The 21006-nt window shown below is 44.4% G+C and carries 19 protein-coding genes and 1 pseudogene; 8 read left to right on the forward strand and 12 right to left on the reverse strand.

The window, feature by feature from the left end; genetic code table 11:
• Nucleotides 1-413, forward strand: a pseudogene (locus ACKI5J_RS00970) (integrase core domain-containing protein); the annotation flags it as partial.
• A gap of 235 nt (nucleotides 414-648) precedes the next feature.
• Here ACKI5J_RS00970 and ACKI5J_RS00975 read toward each other — a convergent pair.
• The 12 genes from ACKI5J_RS00975 to ubiE all read right to left on the reverse strand — a co-directional run bounded on the left by ACKI5J_RS00975 (nucleotide 649) and on the right by ubiE (nucleotide 11249).
• The gene (locus ACKI5J_RS00975; RefSeq protein WP_407425585.1) at nucleotides 649-1209 is read right to left on the reverse strand and encodes an OmpH family outer membrane protein; all 561 of its coding nucleotides are present in this window, start codon (nucleotides 1207-1209) and stop codon (nucleotides 649-651) included.
• Between the two features lie 38 nt (nucleotides 1210-1247).
• Entirely contained in the window at nucleotides 1248-1778 is a 531-nt protein-coding gene (locus tag ACKI5J_RS00980) for an OmpH family outer membrane protein (RefSeq protein WP_407425587.1), read from the reverse strand.
• Nucleotides 1779-1790: 12 nt separating this feature from the next.
• Nucleotides 1791-4355, reverse strand: coding sequence for an outer membrane protein assembly factor BamA (bamA, locus tag ACKI5J_RS00985; protein ID WP_407425589.1), 2565 nt, complete (start codon nucleotides 4353-4355; stop codon nucleotides 1791-1793).
• A 62-nt stretch (nucleotides 4356-4417) separates the two neighbouring features.
• The gene (locus ACKI5J_RS00990; RefSeq protein ID WP_407425591.1) at nucleotides 4418-5155 is read right to left on the reverse strand and encodes an isoprenyl transferase; all 738 of its coding nucleotides are present in this window, start codon (nucleotides 5153-5155) and stop codon (nucleotides 4418-4420) included.
• Between the two features lie 58 nt (nucleotides 5156-5213).
• Nucleotides 5214-6008: a DUF6089 family protein gene (locus ACKI5J_RS00995; RefSeq protein ID WP_407425593.1), complete on the reverse strand. Its 795-nt coding sequence runs from the start codon at nucleotides 6006-6008 to the stop codon at nucleotides 5214-5216.
• Complete coding sequence (locus ACKI5J_RS01000; protein WP_407425595.1) at nucleotides 6008-6889, reverse strand: NAD kinase; 882 nt, start codon at nucleotides 6887-6889, stop codon at nucleotides 6008-6010. The genes ACKI5J_RS00995 and ACKI5J_RS01000 overlap by 1 nt, the downstream gene beginning before the upstream one ends.
• Nucleotides 6889-7551 carry a CBS domain-containing protein gene (locus ACKI5J_RS01005; protein WP_407425597.1) on the reverse strand — a complete coding sequence of 221 codons (663 nt, stop codon included), beginning with the start codon at nucleotides 7549-7551 and terminating at the stop codon, nucleotides 6889-6891. Before ACKI5J_RS01005 ends, ACKI5J_RS01000 begins: the two co-directional genes overlap by 1 nt.
• 6 nt (nucleotides 7552-7557) lie before the next feature.
• Nucleotides 7558-8319, reverse strand: coding sequence for an alpha/beta fold hydrolase (locus tag ACKI5J_RS01010; protein ID WP_407425599.1), 762 nt, complete (start codon nucleotides 8317-8319; stop codon nucleotides 7558-7560).
• 118 nt (nucleotides 8320-8437) lie between these two features.
• Nucleotides 8438-8884, reverse strand: coding sequence for a GatB/YqeY domain-containing protein (locus ACKI5J_RS01015; RefSeq protein WP_407425601.1), 447 nt, complete (start codon nucleotides 8882-8884; stop codon nucleotides 8438-8440).
• Between the two features lie 41 nt (nucleotides 8885-8925).
• Nucleotides 8926-9687, reverse strand: a complete 762-nt coding sequence (locus tag ACKI5J_RS01020) for an SDR family oxidoreductase (protein ID WP_407425603.1) — start codon at nucleotides 9685-9687, stop codon at nucleotides 8926-8928.
• 114 nt (nucleotides 9688-9801) lie between these two features.
• Nucleotides 9802-10521 carry an outer membrane beta-barrel protein gene (locus ACKI5J_RS01025; RefSeq protein WP_407425605.1) on the reverse strand — a complete coding sequence of 240 codons (720 nt, stop codon included), beginning with the start codon at nucleotides 10519-10521 and terminating at the stop codon, nucleotides 9802-9804.
• The gene (gene ubiE, locus ACKI5J_RS01030; RefSeq protein WP_407425607.1) at nucleotides 10518-11249 is read right to left on the reverse strand and encodes a bifunctional demethylmenaquinone methyltransferase/2-methoxy-6-polyprenyl-1,4-benzoquinol methylase UbiE; all 732 of its coding nucleotides are present in this window, start codon (nucleotides 11247-11249) and stop codon (nucleotides 10518-10520) included. Before ubiE ends, ACKI5J_RS01025 begins: the two co-directional genes overlap by 4 nt.
• A gap of 485 nt (nucleotides 11250-11734) precedes the next feature.
• Between ubiE and ACKI5J_RS01035 the strand changes: the two genes are divergently transcribed.
• The 7 genes from ACKI5J_RS01035 (at nucleotide 11735) to ACKI5J_RS01065 (ending at nucleotide 20987) form a co-directional block, all read left to right on the forward strand.
• Entirely contained in the window at nucleotides 11735-11941 is a 207-nt protein-coding gene (locus tag ACKI5J_RS01035; protein WP_407425609.1) for a hypothetical protein, read from the forward strand.
• Between the two features lie 221 nt (nucleotides 11942-12162).
• Nucleotides 12163-12585, forward strand: a complete 423-nt coding sequence (locus tag ACKI5J_RS01040) for an SRPBCC family protein (RefSeq protein WP_407425710.1) — start codon at nucleotides 12163-12165, stop codon at nucleotides 12583-12585.
• Nucleotides 12586-13102: 517 nt separating this feature from the next.
• Nucleotides 13103-16174, forward strand: coding sequence for a SusC/RagA family TonB-linked outer membrane protein (locus ACKI5J_RS01045; RefSeq protein WP_407425611.1), 3072 nt, complete (start codon nucleotides 13103-13105; stop codon nucleotides 16172-16174).
• A gap of 13 nt (nucleotides 16175-16187) precedes the next feature.
• Entirely contained in the window at nucleotides 16188-18071 is a 1884-nt protein-coding gene (locus ACKI5J_RS01050) for a RagB/SusD family nutrient uptake outer membrane protein (RefSeq protein WP_407425613.1), read from the forward strand.
• A 178-nt stretch (nucleotides 18072-18249) separates the two neighbouring features.
• Nucleotides 18250-19332, forward strand: a complete 1083-nt coding sequence (locus tag ACKI5J_RS01055; RefSeq protein ID WP_407425615.1) for an acyltransferase family protein — start codon at nucleotides 18250-18252, stop codon at nucleotides 19330-19332.
• 153 nt (nucleotides 19333-19485) lie between these two features.
• Nucleotides 19486-20109: a ribosome biogenesis GTP-binding protein YihA/YsxC gene (yihA, locus tag ACKI5J_RS01060; protein WP_407425616.1), complete on the forward strand. Its 624-nt coding sequence runs from the start codon at nucleotides 19486-19488 to the stop codon at nucleotides 20107-20109.
• A 20-nt stretch (nucleotides 20110-20129) separates the two neighbouring features.
• Nucleotides 20130-20987, forward strand: a complete 858-nt coding sequence (locus ACKI5J_RS01065; RefSeq protein ID WP_407425618.1) for a UbiA-like polyprenyltransferase — start codon at nucleotides 20130-20132, stop codon at nucleotides 20985-20987.
• Nucleotides 20988-21006 lie beyond the last annotated feature (19 nt).

Raw genomic sequence — 21006 nt, forward strand, 5'->3', positions numbered from 1 at the left:
ACCGAAATCGCCCATACGCGGGTACGCTACGGATTCGCTCGCATCTTTGTGCTGCTGCGAAGAGAGGGATTTGCAGACAATCACAAACGGGTTTATCGTATATACCGGGCTTGTGAGCTGAATTACGCACCAAACGCCCAAGGCGCAACCGGATGGCGGTTCACCGTTTGGGACGCCCGGAAACTCAAGCAATCAATCAGGTCTGGAGCATGGATTTCTTCAGACCCGGAAAACCCACCGATAACCCGAATGTAGAGTCTTTTAACGGCAAATTCCGGGATGAGTGTTTATCAGAGAAAACGGAGAATTACCGCTGGGAATACAACCATTTCAGACCACATAGTTCCATGGATGATTTAACTCCCAAAGAATTCGTTAACTTGCAGTCTCAAAGACCCGAAACTCTATTTTAGGTGGTCCTAATACCTGGGGGGAGGTCAAATAATAAATAGACAATAGTAGTCTGAAGGCGGAAAATTGTATGAAAATCTATCTAACTTAGAGGCAAAAGTTGTCAGGCAAATCCCCTGCTTAATCCTGATCTATGTTTCCTTAACAAATATTTAGACCTTGAAACTTAACCTAAAACGCAAAAAGGCGAAGCCCCCTGATGGGAGCTTCGCCTGAATAAAGTTTAATGGTATATTATTACTTCTTAGGAGCCGCAGCAGTTGTTGCCGTGATACCTAATTTAGTTTTAACTACATTCAAAATATCATCGCCACCATCAAAGTAAACTACTCCTGGTTGAGAGATATCGAACACATAAGCGTATCCTTTTTCTTTAGCTACCGCTTTGATAGCAGTCTCTGCTTTCTGATAGATCGGCTGATATAATTCAGACTGCTTAGCACCAAGCTCCTGCTGAGCCTTCTGCTGTGTTTCCTGCATGCGCTTTTCGAAATCCTGAATTTCAGCACCCATAGTCTCCAATTCTTTTCCAACTGTAGCCTTGTTAGCCTCACTTACAGTCTTCGCTTTTTCCTGATATGCTACAATCTTCTTCTCACGCTCTGTATTCATCAACTCCAAAGCAGTCTGCTTTTGTTTCTGGAAAGTCTGAAACGTTGCATCTGCTGTCTTAACTTCTGGCATCAATTGTAAAAGTTCCGCTGAGTTGATATGTGCGAACTTTTGCTGTGCATTAACCGTAGTTCCCGCTAAAAATAATCCTACCGCTACTACTGCTACTTTAACTACATTTTTCATTCTGCTATTATAAAAATTTACTTGGTTACTTTAAAATATTACTTCACTACTGAACCCGGTTTATAACCCAAGCGGGTAATCACCTCGTTACTTTTATCTAAACGTGGACTTGCGTACAACAGTATAACCTCACTGTTTTTATCCAAAATCATATCCAGCTGGTTACTTTCAGCAACCGCTTCAATTGCCCGCGCAATGCGCTCCTGAATAGGCTGAATAAGCTTGATCCGCTGCTCATATAAATCCCCCTCAAATCCAAACTTCTCACGCTGAAATTCCTTAGCCGCTTTTTCCTTCTCTACAATGGCGTTCTCTCTTTCACGGCGAACCTGAGGAGTAAGCAAAGCCAGATCGGCCTGATACGACTTATACATATTCTCTACTTCCTTTAAACGCGCGTCCACCTGTGCCTGCCACTGTTTGGACAAAGCATCCAGTTGCTTCTGAGCCGCCACATATTCCGGAATATGCTCCAAAACATATTCGCTATCTACATAAGCAAAGCGTTGTGCGAAAGCCGAAGCTCCTGAAAGGCACACAAACGCAAGAACAAACAACAATCTTTTCATACACAAAGTTAATTAAAATCCACCACTAAGTTGTTGAGCTATACTAAAATGGAACTGACCACCAGACTGTCTGAGTCTGTTACTGGATGGGTCATAGACGTCATCAAAACCATATCCCCAGTCAATACCCAATAATCCAAAGATAGGAAGGAAGATCCTGGCACCCACACCCGCAGACCTACGTACATTGAACGGATTGTAGTCCTTAAAATTGTTCCAGGTATTACCACCCTCAGCGAACGCGAGCATAAACACGGTCGCCTGCTGACTGTTCATCAACGGGTAACGCATTTCGACTATATATTTACTAAAAATGGGGCTACCAGAATAACGGGCAATTTGCGGATCATAGCCAATCGGCGTCACGTTGTTATTCTCATAACCACGCATGGCGATTATCTCTGATCCCTGAAGAAAATCAAATCCCTGCATTCCGTCACCGCCCAATTTGAAGCGTTCGAAAGCAGACTGACCAGTTGACTGATTATACTGCCCCAGGAAACCAAACTGTCCCTGAGTCTTCACTACCAGCTTACCAACGATCCGCTGATACCACTGTGCTTCAAATTTCCATTTATGATATTCTGTAAACCTGTATTTTTCTTTGTCTGTGGCCGTTTGATAATTCGTGTTATTGAACAGTGAATACGGAGGAGTCAATTGAACGGTCAGACGGATATGCGATCCCGATGTTGGATAAATTGGCGCATCCACTGAATTCCGACTGAGCTCTTCGGTAAGGTTGAAGTTGTACGATGTACCCGTAGAAAACAAGAAACCCGGGTAGTTCGTCAGCTTGTACTGTTGCAAGTTAACCGAGTGATTCAGGTTAAAATAGTCATCAGGCCATTTTAAACGCTTACCCAAACTGAAAGTAATACCGTTTAAACGTATTCTGTAGCGCTGATCATCTCTGTATCCATAATACCTTGCGATATCATCATTCGAGCTCAACGAGGTAAATGCGCTGATTCCGAAATAAATCGGTTTCTTACCGCCCAACCACGGCTCAGAGAATGAGAAGCTGTATGACTGGTATGACTTACCATTCGTTTGTCCACGGATACTCAGTTTCTGCCCGTCTCCTTTCGGTAGCGGTTTCCACTCTTTCAGGTTGAACAAGTTACGCGCCGAGAAATTATTAAACGTCAGGCCCAGCGTACCGATAATACGGCCACCACCGAAACCACCTGACAGCTCGATCTGGTCAGAAGGCTTTTCAGCTACTGTGTACTCGATGTCTACAGTACCATCCGCAGGATTAGGGATTGGCCTTACATCTGTCTTCTGCTCATCGAAGTTACCCAGCTGGGCAATTTCGCGGGTAGTACGCACAACCAGTTCTTTGGAGAATTTTTGTCCCGGTTTGGTACGGATCTCCCGCATCACCACCTTATCGTTGGTAATATCGTTTCCTTTTAATGATACCTTATTGATGGTATACTGCGGCCCTTCATAAATACGAAGTTCCACATCAATGGTATCTCCGTAAACCCTGGTCTGAACCGGATCAACATTGAATGTCAGGTATCCGTTATTCAGGTAGAGAGACGAAATATCCTCGCCATTCGGGTTGCCGTTGAGACGTTTCTGCAATTTCTCCTCGCTGAACACATCTCCCGGTTTGATTGCCAGCATTTCATTAAGAGCTTCCGTCTTATAGATGGCATTACCGGCCCATGTCAGGTTACCAAAGTAATACTTCGGACCTTCGTACAACTTCATGTGAATATCTACGCGCTCGTTGGGCTTCTTAATTACGCTATCACTGATGATCTCCGCATCGCGGTAACCACGGTCGTGCATCTTGGCAACCAGTGCCAGCTTATCTTCTTCGTATTTATCCAGCAAGAACTTGCCTGATCTGAAGATATTGATAGAAGAACGTTCCTTTGTCTTCTTCATAAACTTCTTCAGCTGCTTTTCTTTAAAATCTTCGTTTCCTTCGAATGTGATATTCTCAATCTTAGTCTTCGACTTCGTATCAACATCTACGATAAGCACAACGTTATTGGCTTCTGTAGTGTCTTTCTTCTGCCGATATTTCACTTCAGTAAACAGGAAGCCTTTCTCGTTGAAGTACTTCTTAATTACCGCAGTGGTCATACTCATCAAACTCTCGTTAACGATCTTTCCGGTCTTATCTGCAAGTTTTTCCTTGATATCCGTTACCTGTCCTTTTTTCATGCCGGTAAACTCCATCCTTGTCAAACGCGGACGTTCTACCACCTCAATATTAAAGAAAATAGAATCACCCTTGACATTACCCTTCAGCTGCACATCATCAAACAAGCCCTGAGCCCATAAGAACTTTAATGCATTCGAAGTTGCATCTCCGGGAACGGTGATCCTGTCGCCCTTCACCAGCTTGGATATCTGAACAAGTATATCTGCGTCAAGAAATTTAATCCCCGATACAGTAGTTCCACCAATGACATATTCCTGAGGGTTGAGATAGTTCAGCTCAGTTCCCGACTGCGAACGTAGCTGCATACCACCCGGCTGCGGGCGTCCTAACTGGGCACTTGCAGCACCTGCTGCACATGTAAAAAGTATTATTATGAAAAATCTCTTCATTGAATTGTTTGACGTTGCTAAAATAACGCTATTGGTTGTTAAATTTTGTTAAAAGGAATTTTTTAAACCTGCTCACTGGTCATTCCAAAGCGACGTTCTCTTTTTTGATAATCTATTATAGCCTCGAAAAGGTCTTCTCTCCTGAAATCCGGCCAAAGCTTATCAGTAAAATAAAATTCTGCGTAGGCCAGCTGCCACAGCAGGTAGTTACTGATCCGGAATTCGCCGCTGGTGCGGATCATCAGCTCAGGGTCAGGAATTCCCGCAGTCGTCAGATTGGCAGAAAACATTTCCTCATTAATGTCCTCGGGAGTAATAAGGCCTTGCTGTACTTGTGTTGCCAGCTTGCGCGCAGCTTCCGTTATCTCCCAGCGCGAGCTGTAGCTCAGCGCCAGTGTCACCGTACTTTTGGTATTTCCGGCGGTCATCTCAATAGACTTGTTCAAGTGCTTCAAACACTTGCCCGGAAGTTTATCCAGGTCGCCGATTGCGTTTAAACGAACGTTATTATCCATTAACGTTTTCGTTTCCTTGCTAATGGTGGATACCAGTAACTCCATTAAGGCTGTAATCTCCAGCCAGGGGCGGTTCCAGTTTTCTGTGGAAAACGTATATAAGGTTATATAAGGTATGCCAACTTCAACTGCTGCTTCTACGATATCCTTAACAGATACCACTCCGCTGTGATGACCAAAAACACGAAGCTTGCCTTTTTCCTTAGCCCATCGCCCATTACCGTCCATAATAATTGCTATATGCTGAGGCAATTTGCTCTTGTCGATCTGATCCAGTAAACTCATCTTCTAATTAAGCCTAACTTAGGCATTTGAGGCTCAAAGGTAAAAAAAAATAGCATGACTAAAATACCGGGGGACAATTACAGTTCATAAAGGTGTAGGTGAGTGTAATTCCGGTAAAAAAATATCGGTCGCGGACCTTTGAATCACCGCGCTGTTGTCCCGGACTAAAGATCTTGCCCCCACCCAACTCTTCCGACCGGTCTGAAAGATTCACTGCCGAAGGCCCGTCTTGTGGATAATAAGCGTCAGTTCTCGGATATCTTCCACTTACATCATCCATATAATCCGAGAAGGAAGCCCGGTAACCTAGCTCCGCACCCAGCGTCCACATACGGCTAACGTTATACTTTATACCCGCACCATAAGGAATCGAGATAGTATATTTACGATAGTCCTTGTTCTCCGTGCGAAGCGGATTCAATTCAACGAGTTCTCCGTTCACGTTCGCCTTTGGGTTAAACATACTCAACGCTACACCGGCAAAAAGATACGGAGTAAAACGCTTCTTGCTCATGGAAGGAACATAATCGAAAAAGTTAAACTCACCTTGGAAACTGATTTCTGTAAGTGGTGTAACAAAGCTTAGGTTACGCTGCTGTTGATGCAGATTTGATGAGAGGCTGTCGGCCCCCTTCATCTTACCGTGCATAACACTTAGCTTCACAGCCCATCGGGGATCTATGTTCCTTTTCACCAGAAAACCATAAGCCGGATTGCTTAGCTTAAAGACATTATCCGGATTCAGATCACCCATATATCCTATGCCGCCGCCAAATGCACCCAGCTCCCAGCTTTGCGCCCTGATTTGTGTACAAAACAAAAGGAGAATGAATGTAATACCGAGTTTGCCCATTAATAGTTACGTGTGTCGATACCCCAAAGCATCTTATTCCTCAATGTGGAAAGATAGCTTTCATTCTTGAGACGCACCAAATTAATCTGAAAATCGGCCTTTGAGACATTGAACCGCATGGAACAGTCGATTACCTCGGTGCGCGAATCGCAGGAAAGCAAATATTTCGAACTTCGTCCTTCCAGCTCAAACGTAAGTGTATAGGAATCGGATATCACAACCGGACGAACGTTCAGGTTATGCGGGGATATCGGGGTGACAACAAAATTCTCCGACTTAGGAAACACAATCGGCCCCCCGCAGCTTAGCGAATATGCAGTAGAGCCCGTTGGTGTAGCCACAATCAGACCATCCGCCCAATAAGAATTAAGAAATTCACCGTTCAGATAAGCATGAATGATCATCATCGCCGAATTGTCCCTTCTGTGAATAGTCAGGTCGTTAAGCGCAAAGTTTTCATCGCCAAATACAGGTGTATCCGTTTCTACTTGGAGTAAGTCCCTGCTGTCAATGGTATAGTCACCCGTAACCAGGCTTTTAATGGCCGTTGCAATATCATCCTTGCTAATACTCGCCAGGAAGCCAAGGCGACCAAGATTGATACCGATAATAGGGATATTAGAGTCGCGGATCAGTGTTACGGTGTCAAGCATGGTACCATCGCCTCCTAAACTGAGCATCACGTCAACGGCACCCTTAATCTCGCTGTAATGACTGAAAGTCCCCCGCATTTGCACGTGGCGAACCTTATCTGATATAAATTGCGAAAACTTTTTGTAAATCAGAAGTTCGGCTCCCTGTTTGTTCAGTTCATCAAAGATTTGCTGAACGTATGGTAAAGTCGCTGCGCTAAACTCTCTACCGTAAATAGCTATTTTCATTAAATACTTAAATAGTTCATCAGTTGATCATACCTGTCTCCGGTGCCCGACTGCTCCTTATTCTCATTATATGTCGCGATGATGTGATAGTCATAACGACCCAGCGATGCCAGTATACCTGAAATCTCTGTACGGTTGACTTTGATCGTTACCTCCGTACGTGTAGAATCAATATGTGAAGTAATGTATGAACTCAGGATCTGCGCACTTTCCGACTCGACGATTTGCGCAATATGCGCAAGCGAATTGTTCCGGTTATCCATCTCCAGAACAATTATCCCTCCCGGCTCCTTAATAGAAGCGATCGATGCCAGACGATCGACGACGGTATTCATGTTGATCACGCCCAGGTATTGCCTGTTTTCATCCAGTACAGGCAATACGGTAAGATGGCTTTCACCGAATACCTTAATCACATCATAGATATGCTGGTTGTGTTGAAGGCTTACCCTGCTATAGCTTATGTCTGCCGATTTCAGCAACATGTCAAAGTCAGCCACTTCTATCAGGTCATCATCTGAGACCAAACCGAGCAGAATATCGTCGCTAATGACCGGAAGATGGCTAACACGGAACTCATCCATCCTGTCCAGTGCTTTTTGAATACTGTCTGATTCTTTTAGTGGTGGAATCGCTTCGGAGATGAGTTCGTTTGCCAACATAGTGTTTTACTTTAAAAGTACACGATCTAAGAACCGCCGTAGGAACTTAATAAATTCGTTCGGCACCTCCATCATAGGAGCATGTCCACAATTATCAATCCAATTTAGCTCTGAATTAGGCAAGAGATTGTGAAATTCAGTTGCCACGTCAGGCGGAGTAACCGTATCGTTCATACCCCAGATCAGGCATACCGGAATAGTAATCTTATGAAGATCTTTAGCCAGGTTGTGCCTGATTGCCGATTTCGCCATAGAAAGGATCCGGATAACCTTGTTCCGGTCGTTAACCGTCTCATAAACCTCATCGACCAGCTCTTTCGTTGCCATCGCAGGATCGAAGAAGGTATATGCCACCTTCTCCCTTATAAATTCGTAGTTCTCTCTCTTCGGAAACGTACCGCCGAAAGAGTTTTCGTACAGGCCCGAACTTCCGGTAAGCACAAGGGCTTTTACATACTCCGGATTGTTCAGCGTAAAGATCAGCGCCACATGTCCTCCCAGGGAATTACCCAAAAGATTTATGTTTTTGAGCTTCTTATGCTTAACAAACTTAAGAAGATATTTAGACAGCGTGGTGACCCCTGTAGTCAACAGAGGCAGATCGTATATCGGCAAAAGTGGAATAACCACTTTGTATTGAGACTTAAAAGCCTCGGTAACATCGTCAAAATTACTTAAAGCCCCAAAGAGACCATGAAGAAGCAACAATGTATCCCCTTCTCCTTCTTCAATATATTTAAATCCGTTTTCTTCTTTTATAATACTCATAATTCTAAACAAGATGTTTAGTGGGCTTTGCTAAAATTAATAATTCAGGTAATAGTTGAATAAATGTACACTTTATCCGCTTACCTGCAATCTATTTATTATGCTATTGTCTAACCGGTCAGGACAAAAGTTCCTTAACAACTTCTGAAATAGTCTTACCGTCGGCCTTACCCGACAGCTCCTTATTGGCTGCACCCATTACCTTTCCCATATCTTTCACACTGGTAGCTCCGGTACGGGATATCACATCTTGCACTACTACAATTACTTCTTCACGGCTAAGCTGCTTTGGCAGAAATCCTTCAATGACTTCCAGCTCTTCAGCCTCAATCTGATAAAGATCTTCCCGGTTTTGTGTTTTGTAGATCTCGGCAGATTCTTTCCGCTGTTTGGCCAGCCTCTGCAAAACTTTGATCTCAGCGTCTTCAGTGAGGGTGTCACTGCCGCCTTTTTCTGTTTTCGCTAGCAAAATAGCTGCTTTGATCGCCCGTAAGCCTCTCAAACGGACATTGTCCTTTGCAAGCATAGCTGTTTTTATCTCTTTATCAATATTTTCCTGTAACATATCTTTATTTTAAATACAGGCTTTGCCAACGGCATGCCTGCTTATCTTTCTTTATTCCAATAAACCGAGTTGGCCTGCGCCACCGGCATGATAATCAGATCATTAATATTTACGTGTTTAGGTCGGGATACCATAAAGTAGATGGTTTCCGCAATATCATGAGCCGTCAATGGCTCAAATCCTTCATAAACCTTTTTGGCTCGGTCAGTATCACCTTTAAAACGCACTTCTGAAAATTCTGTTTCAACTGCCCCCGGATGAATTGCAGAAACGCGTATACCGTAAGGAAGAAGATCTATCCGCATGGCCTTGTTCAGCGCGTCTACCGCATGTTTAGACGCACAGTAGACATTCCCGTTCTGATAAACTTCTTTTCCGGCAATGGAGCCCAGGTTCACGATATGTCCGTCCTTTCTGGCGATCATCCAATTGGAAACCACTTTGGTTACATAAAGGAGCCCCTTTATATTGGTGTCGATCATGGTATCCCAATCGTCTGTATTTCCATCTTGCAAAGAGTCGAGGCCCTGGCTGAGTCCGGCATTATTTACCAGCACATCTACAGCCTTCCAGTCCTCATCCAATCCATTCAGCTGACGCTCCACTTCCGCTCTATGCCTAACATCCATGGTAAGAACTTGCACTTCCACCCCGTTTTCGCGCGTTAACTCATCAGCTAAGCGCTGCAATCTGTCCGTTCTTCTTCCTGTTATTACTAAATTATACTTATAGGATGCAAAAAGTCTGGCACAAGCTTCACCAATTCCGGCAGTTGCGCCTGTTATTAGGGCAATTTTAGGCATAAATGCTATAATTAAGGGTCAAAATTATGAATAAAAAGCATTTATAGAACTCATTTGTTTACTAAATCGAAATAAACAAATCGATAAATGTGACATAGTGAACGATTAGACCCCTTACTCAAAAAACAAACTTATTTGTATCCCTTTATGATACAGCTTGTCAAGTGAGTTATCGAAGTAATTCTTGCGCCTGTCGAGCACGCTGTTGAAAGATTGTGAGAACTTGATTTCGGGCGACATCTTGAAATACTCGAAATAAAAATCTAAACCTAACCCCGCTTCATAGGAGAAAAAGCCCCGTCTGTTAGCGATAAACTTTTCTGCTTCCACAAGCTCACTATCATCCAGTTTTTTCCTGGACACGATGTTTCGCGAATATTTACCACCAGCAATCATATAGGCCCGAAAATTTCCCTTCCGATCTGATTTTAACTTCACTCCCAGCGGCAGGTCGATAAAGGTTGAGTGCACCACTTTATTATAAACCCCTTCATTAGCAAAGGCAAATTGCAGTTCTTTATCCGCAAAAATCATGGAAGGCGTAAAACGCAGATCAGTATGATCAGTCATCTTCATATTAGAAACCAGTCCTACACCGAAACCCGGCGTAGAGGGGGCTCCTACGGCACGAAGCATATTCGCCTCTCCGCCTTCAGGGCTTGGCAATCCCTGCCAGTTTTTTATCTTCAGCACTTCGAACCCGGAGCTTACATAGTTGAACTGAAAACCGAAGTTGAACCGCTCGTCATCAACACCACCGCCCCAGTTTTCCTGCGACCGGGCGCCGTACCCGATGGCCAGGCAAAAGAAAGCTAAGAGGAAGCCTTTACTCATTTAACTCCCGTATAGATGGAGCTGATACCAAATGTCAGCGGTTGAAATTTAGTATCCTTGAAGCCTACTTGATGCATGAGGGTCAAAAAGTTCTTGCCATCAGGAAATGCAGCCACCGATTCCGGCAGGTATTTATAAGCATCGTTGTTTTTCGAAAACATTTTGCCTATGGCTGGGGTGACCGAATTGAAATAGAAGTTATACAATTGCTTGATCGGAAACTTCTGAGGCTTTGAAAATTCAAGAATCACGATTTTACCGCCCGGCTTAAGCACACGAAGCATATCAGACAAACCTTGTTCCAGGTTTTCGTAATTACGCACACCGAAGGCTACCGTTACCGCGTCGAAGGTGTTATCTTCGAAAAGCAGCTTCTCCGAGTCACCCAAACGTACCTCAAATCGATCAGACAGTCCGCGTTTCTTAATCTTCTGATCCGCTACATCAAGCATCCCCTGAGAGATATCCACCCCTATCACTTTAGCAGGATTCAGGATCTGGATCGCTTCAAAAGCAAAGTCGCCCGTTCCTGTAGCGACATCAAGCATCAGCTGAGGCTTGATTTTTTTAAGCTCGCCGATAGCCTTTTTACGCCATAGAATATCGATCCCAAGTGACATAAAATGGTTGAGAAAATCGTATGTCTTCGATATGTTATTGAACATATCGGCTACCTGTTCTTTCTTTGTAGCGCTTTTATCTTTGTAAGGAGTAATCTGCTCTGGCATATCCGGCAAAGATAAACCAGTTGACTGGGAATATCATCATCTTAGATCCAAAAAGCGATAGCTGTGGCACCTGGAAATCAATCCACTTCTCCTGCACCAGTGGTTTGCTATTCCGGAAAAGTAGTCCTCCTATTAAATTCAAGCCTTTCTGAAGGACTCGCGCTTTCACCACGATCTTGCCATACTCATTGCGGCTCACCGATGACTGACCTGCGAGATCTCGTGTACTATCGATCCTGCCATCCTCGCAATGCCCCCGGTTTTAAGGCGAGCAAAAGGGGTGATAAGTCCGACTTATAAGCACTAAAGTCGGACTTATCACGGCAGGATGTGAGGTTGTTATGGGCATCATACTAACCAAGGTAAGGGCAAGATCAACTTGTCGATTTACGCTTAATCTTGCCTAAAGCCACTCGACTTCCAATGAAATCACTACTTATAAACATAAATTATTATCTTAGCATTCAACCTGTTAATCCTATACGATGACACTTGCATACTTAAACATGGGCACCGCGGAAATTGTCTTATTGCTTATCATGGTAGTATCCATAGGGGTCGTTGTTCAATATGGGAAAAACACGATTCTAGGATCCTGGGGTTCATTAGCGTTGGCCATATTGGCGAGTCCTCTGGCTGCATTCATCGTAATTGCTATAATAAGGTATAGAACCGCTCATCAGCGTCACTAGGCTTTGGCTGTTTAAGTTTCGCTATCATCAGGCCTAACGTCTACTAAATTTCCTTTCTCCCTTATAATCCTATTATCTCCGCCATCTTTAATCAATACCATTTCAGTTGATTAAAAAGTCTCCAAGATATTGGCACAACCAAATGGTTGTATTTACATTTGACAATCATTTGGTTGCATATGATAGAAAAAGAGATGTGTTTCAGGCTATAGCATCGAGAAATTGTCTTTCGTGCCTGGACGGATCCCGAACAATTAAAACATTGGTATGCTCCCGATGGGTGTACCATTGAGTATAAGCATATTGACGTTAGAGAAGGGGGCACCTTCCATTCCTGCATTCATGACCCAATTCATGGCGATTGCTGGATCACAGGCACCTATCAGGAAGTAACGGTTCCTGAAAAATTGCTTTTCACGATGGTACTTTCAGATGAAACCGGGGCTGACGTAAGTTCGCGCAACGCGGGAAAACCCGAGGAATGGCCGGAGCGGCTAGTTACGACGGTTACATTTGAGCCGGCGGGACAACAAACCAAAGTATCAATTCATCAAACCGTTTCAGAGGAAGAAGCAAAGAAAACCGGTGCATATCAAAGCTGGATCAAGATGTTTAACAAGCTTGACCAGATGTTGGGAAAGTAAGACCAGTTTTGATGTCACCTTTATTCCGAATGAACCGCATGACCAATTGAATCCTCCTATTTGTTGGGGCATCTAATGACATTCCAGACTATGACCTGCTCCTGGTAGTATAGCGGAATGCGTTAATAATTGGCGCTAACAGGGCCAAAAGCGAAAGGGCTTGTAACCCTTTCATTCCAAAAATCCGGGTCGTTTAAACGGAATAGATCCTTTTAAATAGTCATAATCAAACAATTACGTGCAAAAAACATCCCTTATCAAAGGGGATAGCGTATTATTTTTTTACTTTTTAATTGTTAGGCAAGCGTATCAGCACTTTGGTACCTACAGCTATTTTCTTGTTTTGAATCAGGTAGTTAGCTCCTTCTCGCCTGGTCATTTAAGCGTATCAGACAACACCACAACACACTGAAATTCAATCCGTTAACGTATTTTAGTTTGTTTTTTTCGGTTCACACGTTCTATCTTTACTTCCATTATAAACCGGTTTCCAACTAAATTTTATAACCAAAAAATTATGGGAAGAAAAACTACTTTTCTTATTATCTCCCTGTGGCTTTGCTGTATGCAACTAGTCGCGCAGGAAAGGGAGGTCAAAGGACTGGTCACCGACCAGCAGGGCATTGCGCTGGCGGGCGTATCAGTCAAAGTAAAAGGCACTACGAAAGGCGTCTCCACGGATGTAAAGGGGACATTCACTATAACCGTCCCGTTAAACGCGACCCTGGTATTCACAAGCATTGGCTTTATTACGAAAGAGCAGCGTGTCGGCTCCGGCAGAGAAATTAACGTTAGCATGAGCGATGACAACAAACAACTGGATGAGGTTGTAGTCATCGGTTACGGGACAGCATCTAAGAAAGATGTTACAGGGGCAGTTTCAAGCGTAAAGGCGACACAGCTGGAGAATGAGAATCCGCAGAATGTAACGGACATTCTCAGAGGTAACATCCCTGGCCTGAATGTCGGTCTGAGCACGAGTGCAAAAGGTGGAGGAGATTTACTTGTACGCGGAAAAACAACACTGAGTGCCAGTACCTCACCATTGATCGTACTCGATGGGGTGATCTACTCCGGCCAGTTGTCAGATATCAACCCTAATGATATCGAGTCGGTAGATGTGCTGAAGGATGCCAGCTCCTTAGCCGTTTTCGGAGCGAAGGCAGCTACAGGCGTGGTGGCTATCACCACAAAGAAAGGCAAAAGCAGCACGCCAACCATTACAGTAAACACCAATGTGGGCTTAGCGTCTTTGGCCCGGGACCAGAAGGTATATGACGGTCCGGGTTTTCTGAGATGGAGGTCTGACGTTATGAGAAGTGGTGCTGCAACGCCGGGGTATCTGTATGACAATCCGGATAATCTTCCTGCAGGCATTACGATGGAACAATGGCTCAATGGCCAAAACGGAGATCCTCAGGATCTGTGGTTGAACAGACTGGGATTGGTAGCGAATGAAAAAAAGAACTTTCTGGAAGGAAGAACGGTAAACTGGTACGATGAAATATTCAGAACGGGTTTAAGGCAGGATCATACATTGAGTATGTCGGGCCGTAAAGATGAGATTACCTACTATATGTCTTTAGGGTATCTCAAAAATGAAAATCTCATTGAAGGAGGCGAATTCAGCACGGTGCGCGCACGTGTTAATCTGGAAGGCAAAGCTGCGAAATTTCTGACTGTGGGGATGAATCTTCAATTCGCTGACCGCGACGAAGGCTCCATTGAAGCTGCCTGGGATCAATTGACTGCATTGTCTCCCTATGGTGATATGTATAACGCAGACGGTACTCTTCGAAGGATCCCAACTGATGATAACGGACTAAATGCGCGGAACCCCTTTTTAAATCCGACTTATAATGATCGGATGGACAAGCAAAGTACTCTTTTCGGGAGCCTTTATGCAAAAGCAACACTACCTTTTGGTATCACTTACCAACTTAACTTCAGTCCGGGACTGGATAACTACCGAACTTTTAACCACTTATCTTCCTTAAATCCAAATGTCACAACACCGGGAGGCTCCGTTACGCGGGCAAATGAGACGAGGTATAACTGGCAGGTCGACAACTTGCTGAAATGGAACAAAACCTTCAGTAAGATCCATAGCGTGGACGTAACACTTTTGGCGAATGCTGAAAAATATCAGACATGGTGGACCCAGGGAGGAAACGAGGGATTTGTCCCGAACGATCAGTTAGGCTACCACAACCTCTCCAGCGGCATTAAGCCGGTTGTAAATAGTGAAGACAAGATCTATACCGGAGATGCGCTGATGGCACGTCTGAATTACGGCTTATTGCAACGGTATAACTTCACCATGTCGGTTCGTCGGGACGGATACTCCGTCTTTGGAAGTCGGAACAAAAGAGCCATGTTCCCGGCTGCTGCATTTGCCTGGACTTTTACAGAGGAGCCTTTTATGAAATCTGCGCTAAGCTGGCTGGGCTACGGTAAGCTACGTCTATCTTATGGAATAAACGGAAATAGAGACCTCCGAAACCCTGATAATAATACGGTTGACCCCTACGCTGCTTTAACACAGCTGAATGTTGGAAAATACCAGTTGGTGAACAATAGCGGATCGGCATCAGAAGTCAACACCATCATTATCAATAACAGAATGGGCAACGACAATCTGAAGTGGGAACAAACGAAGTCTTTCAATGCGGGACTGGACTTTTCAGTGCTCAACGACAGACTGAGCGGTACAGTTGAAGTGTACGATAAAAAAACAAATGATCTTCTGATCCGACAAACCCTCTCCAATGTATCGGGATACGTAAACGTAAATTCTAATCTTGCAAGGGTTACGAATAAAGGTTTTGAGTTCAGCTTAAACAGCAAAAATATAAGACGCGAAAAGCTTAGCTGGAATACGAGCCTGAACCTCTTCCTTAACAGAAATACCATCGATGCCCTTTCAACTCCAAATGACGATATCGGCAATGGTTGGTTCATCGGCAAGGATATTGACGTGATCTGGGACTACAAAATCCTTGGCGTGTGGCAGGAAAACGAGGTAGAGGAGGCAAACAAATTCAATAAAGGAATCAAAGCGGGAGATTTCAAGTTGCTGGACGCTGATGGTAATTACATCTATAACGATGAAGACAAACAATTCCTGGGCTATAGATCCCCGAGGTTCATCTGGGCAATGAGAAACGAATTTAACCTGTTCGGAAGTTTTGATTTCTCTTTCCAGCTGTTGTCGAACTGGGGACAAAAGAAAGAGTTCAATCAGGCCAGGAATCAGCCGGGAAGTGTTGGCTTCGGGCGTACGAGCTCTTATGTAGTACCTTACTGGACGCCTGAAAATCCTCTCAACGATTATGCCCGCTTAAACTCCGGGCTCAGCGGGACCTCGTTTAACGTCTTTCGTGATAACTCGTTTATACGCCTGAATACAGTGTCTCTCGCCTACTCTATTCCTCGGAGCATCTCAGACAGATTGAGGTTTAAAAGCGCTAAAATCTACATGAACATTAACAACGCGGCACTTTATGCACCAACATGGGATTATTGGGATCCGCAAAATAACGGACCTACTCCAAGGTATTATACACTTGGGCTGAATGTTTCACTCTAATCCAACCATGAAGATGAAAATTATCAACAATAAAATAACTACTCTCTTGACCGCCGGGCTGTTTCTGCTGACTAACGGTTGCAAAGAAGATTATCTGACATCTGATCAGCTCTCCGTTTACTCTCCCGAAACATCGCTAAATAATGTGGCGGCGATGAGAGCTGCCCTGAACGCACTAGGTGCAAATGTAAGACAGGAATACTTCGGAGATTCAGCTCCGCTGTTAACAGAATCGCTCTTCTCTGACGTAGCCGTAGAGGGAACTACCGATAAGAGTACTCCGGCGCAGGATTTAGTTACACGCATTACTCCCGATGCGGAACTGAATCATAACGACTACAACAAGGTGGGCTGGTACTGGATCGAAGAATTCAGAGGCGTACGATATGCAAACACCATCATATCTTATATAGATAAAGTACCATTTACCACAGAGGAAGAAAAGAATGCAATCCTGGGCTCCGCATACTTTTATCGCGCCTATCACTATTACCGTCTGGTGCATCAGTTTGGAGACGTTCCATTACAACTTAAAGACGAGTCGACCCCAAGGGACGACTTCTATTCAACCAAGAGGGAGGTGATCCTACAGAAAATGAAAGAGGACCTCGAATTTGCTCAAACCTGGGTAAAGGATGATGTGAATAAAGGTGAAGTTACAAAGGGTGCGGTAAGTCATCTGCTGACGAAGGTAAATTTATCGTTGGGTAGGTTTGACGAGGCCATAGCCTCAGCAAACAGTATCCTTAACGGGGGCAGATATGGATTAATGAGAGACCGCTTCGGAAGCACTGCGGGCGATGCCACCAAGAATGTAATCTGGGATCTCCATCGGATGGATAACAAAGCTATTTCCGCGAACAGGGAAGCTTTGTTCCTGGTGATAGACCGGGACAACCTGGCTAGCGGTTTCACTCCAAACGGATCGCAGGTGATGCGTAATTGTGTACCTGCCTGGCATTTTGCGAATGTTAAGACACCCTCTGGGGCAACGGCGATAACAGACGCAATAACCGCAGAATTTCCGCTTACGCTATGGTATGGAAGAGGCATTGGAAGATATCGGGGAACACCTTACAGTACACAGTACATCTGGACAGACAATACCGATCTAAGACATGCTCCCGGCATGTGGATGGATATGACCGATCTGGTTTATAATAATCCGGCTTTGAAAAACTCACAGAACGCTGCTGACAAAGCGCTCTACGGTAAACCGCTTCAGGCTTACAATAGTACCAATGTGGCGGCGAGATTTACCAACGGATCTCTGGATACCATCCGTCACTGGTTCGGCTGGCCACATTATAAGGTGTTCATCAATTCAACAAACAGAGAGGCAAGAGATCCATACTGGACACCGCCGAGAGGAACGAACACCGACTGGTACGTGTTCAGGGTTGCGGAAACTTATTTACTTAGGGCCGAGGCACATTATTGGAAAGGTGACCTGGCGGCCGCTATGGCAGATTTGAATGAGGTTAGATCGAGAGCTCAAGCTCAGCCGCTTACTAACGCTTCTGAAATTACTATAGGCACCATCCTGGATGAGAGAGCAAGGGAACTTTACTGGGAAGAACCTCGCAAAACGGAATTAACGCGCATTGCCTATATTTTCGCCACAACGGGAAAGCCTGCTTACAATGGCAAGGTATACACTATGGCTAATTTCTCGGATGCCAATTTCTTCTATGACAGGATAATGGAAAAGAATGATTTTTATAAAAATGAGGTCCCCACAGTGATGGGAGTCAAGTTCCGGATTGCACCATACCACGTGCTATGGCCGGTACCGGCAAGTGCACAGCGATTCAATACCAGGGGCCGGATTAATCAGAATAAAGGATATTCGGGTTATGAAGAGAATGTAGCGGCCTTAGACAAGATTGTGGAGTAAAGCGCCATATGATTGATAAAGCAAAAGCGGTTGACCTCTAAAAGGCAATCGCTTTTGCTTTTTTAAAGAAGGCTCGAACTGAAAAGGCCAGGGCTTTGTCGACTTGTATTAAAAGCTATCAGGAGAAAAAAGTTTATAATTGTTGTGATAAAAGCATAGAATAGAATATCCTTAACAGATGATCGTAGCAGAGCAAACCAAACCCCTTACCGAAACCAAACAACATTTTGAAATACTCGACGGCCTTAGGGGCGTAGCGGCGATAGCCGTTGTCGTTTTCCATTTTATGGAATCCATCACCCCCGACCTGGCCGATAACTTCATTGCACATGCTTACCTTGCTGTAGATTTTTTCTTTTGTTTATCCGGGTTTGTAATCGCTTATGCTTACGATGCGAAGTTTGCGAAAATTGGTATTGCGACATTTTTGAAGCTTAGGTTAATACGTTTACATCCCCTTGTAATTATCGGCGTTGTGCTGGGATTGATATGCTTTATACTGGATCCTTTCAGTACATTATTTGAACAGTACTCAAGTAAGACATTGGTGATGTTTATAACGTCCTGCCTGATGATCCCCTATCCTGCAGTGGAAGAGCGATACTTCAACCTTTTCCATTTGAATCCGCCTACCTGGTCGTTGTTCTGGGAATACATTGCGAATATCTTTTATGCGCTGTTCCTTGTGAAAATCCGGAACAACGTATTATGGGGATTGATCGTGATTGCTGCAGCGGCCTTGTGTTTTGAGGCTGTAAGGTCGAACAACCTGCTGGGTGGCTGGGGCACTCCCAGCATCGCGGCTGGAGGCATCAGGGTATTCTACTCGTTCTTGGCCGGCATATTGATCTATAGAATGAACTGGATAATTAAGAATTCGCTTGGATTTATATCGCTAAGCTTGTTGCTCGCAATCGCATTTCTCATGCCTTTTGTCGATCAGTTTAACTGGCTGAATGATTCCATAACGGTACTCTTTTATTTTCCGCTTCTGGTAGCGCTGGGTGCGGGTGCAATCCTAAAGCCGGGCTATGCTAAGGTATGCAGATTTTCTGGTGCCATCTCTTATCCACTTTATATGGTTCATTATCCTTTTCTCTGGATCTTTCATAGTTATGTATTGCAGAGTGAACCGTCGGTGAATGAAATGATTGTTATAACTGTTATAGGGGTACCTCTCTTAGTTGCTTTTGCGTATTGTATCATGGCGTTTGTGGATATCCCGGTGCGGAAGTATCTGAAGAATAGATTGCTCAGCTAAATAGTTGCCAATCCTCAGCCGCATCTGCATCAGTGAGCGTGACCTGGCTACTCATGGAGAATAGAGGGGGATCTGGATTGATCTGCTGCTGCCTGCTCCCCCCGGAGAACGCGGTCTGCGCAATTTCCATTTCATTTTCCTACCTTTGCCAGAATGCAAATCCGCTCAGCTGAATTCAAATGCAGTAACACCAGGACCGAGAAGTTACCTCCGCCTACACTGCCCGAATATGCTTTCATTGGTCGTTCTAATGTTGGCAAGTCGTCCCTTATCAATATGCTTACCGGCAAAAAGGGACTGGCCAAAACATCACAGACGCCTGGAAAGACGCAGCTGATCAACCACTTTCTGATTAATGAAAACTGGTATGTGGTCGATCTTCCTGGATACGGTTATGCCAAAGTTTCGAGGAGCAGCCGCGAAGAATGGGAACGTTTTATCCGCTATTATATTCGCAACCGGGAAAGTCTTCAGTGCGTTTTTGTTTTAATCGACAGCCGTTTGGAGCCTCAGAAACCTGATTTAAAGTTCTGTTCCTGGCTAGGCGAAGAAGGAATTCCATTTTTGCTGGTATTTACGAAAGCTGACAAGCAGTCGAAAGTAAAGACCATGGCTAACGTAGCCAAGTTCAACAAGGCTATGCTGGAATACTTCGAAGAAGTTCCTGCAATTTATATCACATCTTCGGAAACTCAGGAAGGGCGTGAAGAGATTTTGGCGACCATCGACGATATTAATAAAGGCTTCAAAAGCACCTATAAAGAAGATACTGTTTAAGATTGACCAGTGTTTGTTAAATGAAGAAATATTTATCCCTCGTACTGTTTGCGCATTCCATATTTGCGATGCCGTTTGCATTTATAGGCTTTTTCCTTGCACTGTCCACTACTGAACATACTTTCAGTGCCATGAACCTGGTATATATGGTGCTGTGCATGGTCTTCGCGCGGAATGCAGCGATGGCTTTTAACAGGTATCTGGACAGGCATTTTGACATAAAAAATCCGCGTACGGCTGTTCGCGATATTCCTGCGGGAAGAATTTCGGCGAAGAGTGCATTTTGGTTCACACTCTCCAATTGTGTTCTATTTATTTTTACGACCTGGTTCATCAATCCAGTCTGTTTCTATCTATCTCCTGTAGCCCTGGCGGTTGTTCTGGGTTACAGTTATACGAAACGCTTCACTCCGCTCTGCCATCTGGTGCTGGGTATTGGTCTGGGGCTGGCGCCGCTAGGCTCCTACCTGCTCGTTACAGGCGAGTTTCATTATCTGCCTGTCCTTTTTTCATTGGCTGTAGTATGCTGGGTAAGTGGTTTTGATATAATTTATTCCCTGCAGGATGATGAATTTGACAAACAGGAAAACCTCTACTCTATTCCTGCCTGGCTGGGCCGCAAAAAAGCGCTTCAGGTTTCTTCGGTACTGCACATATTCAGCGTGATCTTTGTCGTGTTGCCGTTCTTCTTCACGCCACTGGGCTGGTTTTACGTGGTTGGCGTCCTGATCTTTGTATCGCTGTTGATCTATCAGCATAGCCTGGTTAAGCCCAACGATCTGAGCAAGGTAACCCTGGCATTCGGAACGACCAATGGTATTGCTTCTGTATTTTTTGCTATCTGCTTTCTTCTTGATGTGTATTTCAGGAATTCCTGAGCGCTAAAACATCTTAGTT

The sequence above is a fragment of the Arcticibacter sp. genome, from assembly GCF_045629565.1.
GTDB lineage: Bacteria > Bacteroidota > Bacteroidia > Sphingobacteriales > Sphingobacteriaceae > Arcticibacter.

Coding starts and splice junctions, on each gene's coding strand:
- ACKI5J_RS00975 (WP_407425585.1), bottom strand. CDS start 1,209: ATGAAAAATGTAGTTAAAGTAGCAGTAGTAGCGGTAGGATTATTTTTA.
- ACKI5J_RS00980 (WP_407425587.1), bottom strand. CDS start 1,778: ATGAAAAGATTGTTGTTTGTTCTTGCGTTTGTGTGCCTTTCAGGAGCT.
- bamA (WP_407425589.1), bottom strand. CDS start 4,355: ATGAAGAGATTTTTCATAATAATACTTTTTACATGTGCAGCAGGTGCT.
- ACKI5J_RS00990 (WP_407425591.1), bottom strand. CDS start 5,155: ATGAGTTTACTGGATCAGATCGACAAGAGCAAATTGCCTCAGCATATA.
- ACKI5J_RS00995 (WP_407425593.1), bottom strand. CDS start 6,008: ATGGGCAAACTCGGTATTACATTCATTCTCCTTTTGTTTTGTACACAA.
- ACKI5J_RS01000 (WP_407425595.1), bottom strand. CDS start 6,889: ATGAAAATAGCTATTTACGGTAGAGAGTTTAGCGCAGCGACTTTACCA.
- ACKI5J_RS01005 (WP_407425597.1), bottom strand. CDS start 7,551: ATGTTGGCAAACGAACTCATCTCCGAAGCGATTCCACCACTAAAAGAA.
- ACKI5J_RS01010 (WP_407425599.1), bottom strand. CDS start 8,319: ATGAGTATTATAAAAGAAGAAAACGGATTTAAATATATTGAAGAAGGA.
- ACKI5J_RS01015 (WP_407425601.1), bottom strand. CDS start 8,884: ATGTTACAGGAAAATATTGATAAAGAGATAAAAACAGCTATGCTTGCA.
- ACKI5J_RS01020 (WP_407425603.1), bottom strand. CDS start 9,687: ATGCCTAAAATTGCCCTAATAACAGGCGCAACTGCCGGAATTGGTGAA.
- ACKI5J_RS01025 (WP_407425605.1), bottom strand. CDS start 10,521: ATGAGTAAAGGCTTCCTCTTAGCTTTCTTTTGCCTGGCCATCGGGTAC.
- ubiE (WP_407425607.1), bottom strand. CDS start 11,249: ATGCCAGAGCAGATTACTCCTTACAAAGATAAAAGCGCTACAAAGAAA.
- ACKI5J_RS01035 (WP_407425609.1), top strand. CDS start 11,735: ATGACACTTGCATACTTAAACATGGGCACCGCGGAAATTGTCTTATTG.
- ACKI5J_RS01045 (WP_407425611.1), top strand. CDS start 13,103: ATGGGAAGAAAAACTACTTTTCTTATTATCTCCCTGTGGCTTTGCTGT.
- ACKI5J_RS01050 (WP_407425613.1), top strand. CDS start 16,188: ATGAAAATTATCAACAATAAAATAACTACTCTCTTGACCGCCGGGCTG.
- ACKI5J_RS01055 (WP_407425615.1), top strand. CDS start 18,250: ATGATCGTAGCAGAGCAAACCAAACCCCTTACCGAAACCAAACAACAT.
- yihA (WP_407425616.1), top strand. CDS start 19,486: ATGCAAATCCGCTCAGCTGAATTCAAATGCAGTAACACCAGGACCGAG.
- ACKI5J_RS01065 (WP_407425618.1), top strand. CDS start 20,130: ATGAAGAAATATTTATCCCTCGTACTGTTTGCGCATTCCATATTTGCG.